Here is a 3229-nt window from a genome sequence, read left to right as displayed (position 1 = left end):
CAGGCTCACCAGCGCTTCGGAGACGCTTCACGACCAGTTCGATCTGATTCACCGGCATCAGACGAGATTACGCGGCTGTCAATGTGATCGACTGATAACATGTAGCGAAAAGGAGTTGGAGTATGAATATCGGTGTCATCGGTGGTGGTGGACATGTTGGCCTTCCTATGGGTATCGTACTCGCCGACGCAGGTTTCTCCGTCACGCTCATCGACAAAGACGAACAACGACTCGCCATCATTGAGGACGGTAAACTTCCGTTCAACGAACCGGGTGGGAAGCCTCAGCTCGAAAACGCGCTGGCGAACGGTCGGCTGGATACTACGACGAACATCGACGCGACCGCTGACTGCGACGTTATCTTCTTCGTCATCGGGACGCCGATAGACGAACACCACAATCCCCAGATGGACGTTCTGCTCGATGTGGTCGACGATGTCGTGGACAATCTCACCAACGACCAACTGCTCATCTTTCGGTCGACCATCTACCCTGGGACAACGAATCTCGTCTGCGAAATCCTAGCAGACAAAGGATACACTGTTGGTGAAGATATCTACGTCTCGTTCGCACCGGAACGCATTGCCCAACACAAGGCCTTCGAGGAGATTGTCGGCCTCCCACAACTCATCGGTGCACCCGACAATAAGAGCTACCAGCGCACCAAGGAAGTCTTCGACGCATTCCTTGAAGCGGACTGCCACCGTCTCAACCCGACCGAAGCGGAACTCGGTAAACTCTTCACGAATATGTGGCGGTACCTCACGTTTGCCGCTGCCAATGAATTCTACCTCATCACCGAGTCGTTCGCCACGCATCACGACGTCAACGTGAACAAAATCCTTGACAAAACTGCCGAGGACTACCCGCGATTCGATGTCCCATCACCCGGTGCGAACGTTGGTGGCCCCTGTCTGACGAAAGACGGGTGGTTCCTCGTTGACAACATCCCGTTCAACGAACTCGTCTCTACGGCCTACCAGATCAACGAAGGAATGCCTGCCCAAATCATTGACCGCATGGCCGATAAGTCCCCGAATCCAAACAAGATTACAATTCTGGGAATGACGTTCAAAGCAAACTCCGACGACACCCGCAACTCGGTGTCGTTCAAGATGGAGAAACAACTCCAGATGAAAGGGTATAGGAATGTTGTCAAGGTCGAACCAAACGTCGACGAGTTCAGTAACGTCGAAGATATCGAAGACAGCGACTGGGTACTCCTCATGACGCCCCACGACGAGTTTGCTGAGTTCGACGCGATTCGAAGTCGTGTTGATAACGAAGACTGTCTGTACTGCGACATCTGGGGGCTGTGGAGCGGCGCTCGCCATCACTCCGATAACGGGTACTTCTTCGGCTACGAGTTCGACTCGAAAACGCCCGCCGTTGAGAAGGAGGTGACTCAATGAGGGTCCTCATCACGGGGAGTGAGGGTTCCCTAATGCAATGGGTGATCAAGCACCTCGTCGCAAACGGTCATGACGTCGTGGGCGTAGACAACCACGCTCGCTACGACGACTACGAGCACACGAAGGTTGTCGACAACGCCGAGTACGAGTTCCATAAAGCCGACCTCACCGACTACGATCGTGTAATGGAACTGATGGCGGACATCGACGGCATCATTAACGCTGCTGCACTCATCTACGGCGTCAAGGGTTTCCACGAATATCCTGCCGCCATCCTCTCGAATGACATCACGATCCACCGGAATATCCTCGAAGGAGCGAAAGCGAACGACGTGGAGCGCGTCGCCTACCTCTCTAGCTCGATGGTGTACGAACAGGACGAGCCCCCGCACAACGAGGACGACGTGTGGGACAGCACGGTCCCCTCCACCGACTACGGTCTCTCCAAGGTCGTTGGTGAACGCCTAAGCACGGCGTTCGATGAACAGTACGATATCCATTACACAATCTGGCGACCGTTCAACATCATCACGCCTTACGAAAAAAGTGAGGATGAAGCCGGCATCAGTCACGTATTCGCCGACTTCCTCCGGAAGATCCTCGTAGAGAAGCAGAACCCGATGAAGATTTTCGGAGACGGCGAACAAGTGCGCTGTTTCACCTGGATTGACGAGGTAGCCGGCGCCATCGCAGCCAAGTCTTTCGCCGAGGAGACACGAAACGAGGCATATAATCTTGCAAACCCTGAGCCGGTCACGATGAAGGAACTTGCCCGTGAAATCTTCGCGAAAGGCAAAGAACGAGGGCTCGTTGAGGGTGAAGAACTTGAGTTTAATCACGTGCCAATCTACGACGACGACGTTAAGAAGCGCGTGCCGTCCGTCGAGAAAGCCAAGCGCGATTTCGGCTGGAATCCCCAAGTCAAGCTCGATAACTCGCTTGAGCGGTGTATCGACAACATGAATGAAATCTACGACGAACTCTAAACACACAATAGTCAAGGGTACTAATTGCACTGTGTTCTTATTTAGCGCCGATTCGTGAATCAACGTACTTTCGAGTGATGCGGAGCAGTTATCTACAATGAGCGGAAACTAGATCAGTACACTCATGAGCGACGACTGGCCAGTCCGCTCAACGAAAACTGAGTTTGAGTGCCCGTGGTTCTCTGTCGGATACGACGAGGTTGAGACACCTGACGGCAGTACCTCCGAGTACTACTGGGTCGATAGGCCACAGGACGCGCTTGCCATCGTCGCGATTGACGGTAACGATCTCGTAATGGTCGAACAATATCGGCCGAAACTCCGTAAGCACTTCCTCGAATGTCCGGGTGGGCACGTCGAAGGAAACGAATCATTTGAGGAGGGCGCTGCTCGAGAGCTACGCGAGGAGACGGGGTTGTCGGCCGATAAATTCAACCATCTGACGACGTACTATCCCACAGCAACGGCACGTTACGAGCGTGCCGTCGTCGTCGCAGAGGAGCTTAAAAAGGGAGAGTCGATACCGGACGACCAAGAGTTCATCAACTGGCAGTACGTCCCGGTCAATGAAGCATTCGACATCGCCATGAACGCGCCGACGACTGGATGGACACTGACACCGCTGTTAATAGCCTCGAAAAGGGGGTATATTTAAAAATACATGCCACGATATTCACTCGATATATAAAATATTGTATGTTTTTACCCTGAGGATGCAACAACGGGCACAGCCTGAGCTCGTGAAATCATCTCGTTGTTTCGAGCGATTCGCTTGAATTCTTCGTAGGGATTGCGTCCCTGCTGGCGGCAGGTCGCCAGCAGGGACAGCAG

3 protein-coding genes are annotated in these 3229 nt (G+C 53.4%); all 3 read left to right on the top strand.

Annotation, left to right across the window (positions count from 1 at the left end; genetic code table 11):
* Positions 1-122 precede the first annotated feature (122 nt).
* Positions 123-1412 (top strand): nucleotide sugar dehydrogenase, encoded by a 1290-nt coding sequence (locus BLR34_RS16465; RefSeq protein WP_245683252.1) that lies wholly within the window; start codon positions 123-125, stop codon positions 1410-1412.
* On the top strand, positions 1409-2398 hold the full coding sequence (locus BLR34_RS16460; RefSeq protein WP_092704969.1) for an NAD-dependent epimerase/dehydratase family protein: 990 nt from the start codon (positions 1409-1411) through the stop codon (positions 2396-2398). Before BLR34_RS16465 ends, BLR34_RS16460 begins: the two co-directional genes overlap by 4 nt.
* Before the next feature lie 124 nt (positions 2399-2522).
* Positions 2523-3053, top strand: coding sequence for an NUDIX hydrolase (locus tag BLR34_RS16455; protein WP_092704967.1), 531 nt, complete (start codon positions 2523-2525; stop codon positions 3051-3053).
* Positions 3054-3229: the final 176 nt, after the last annotated feature.

This window comes from Halovenus aranensis (assembly GCF_900100385.1).
Taxonomy (GTDB): Archaea; Halobacteriota; Halobacteria; order Halobacteriales; family Haloarculaceae; genus Halovenus; species Halovenus aranensis.
The sequence above is the reverse complement of the archived record's forward strand: the minus strand, read 5'-3'. Positions and strand labels throughout refer to the sequence as shown.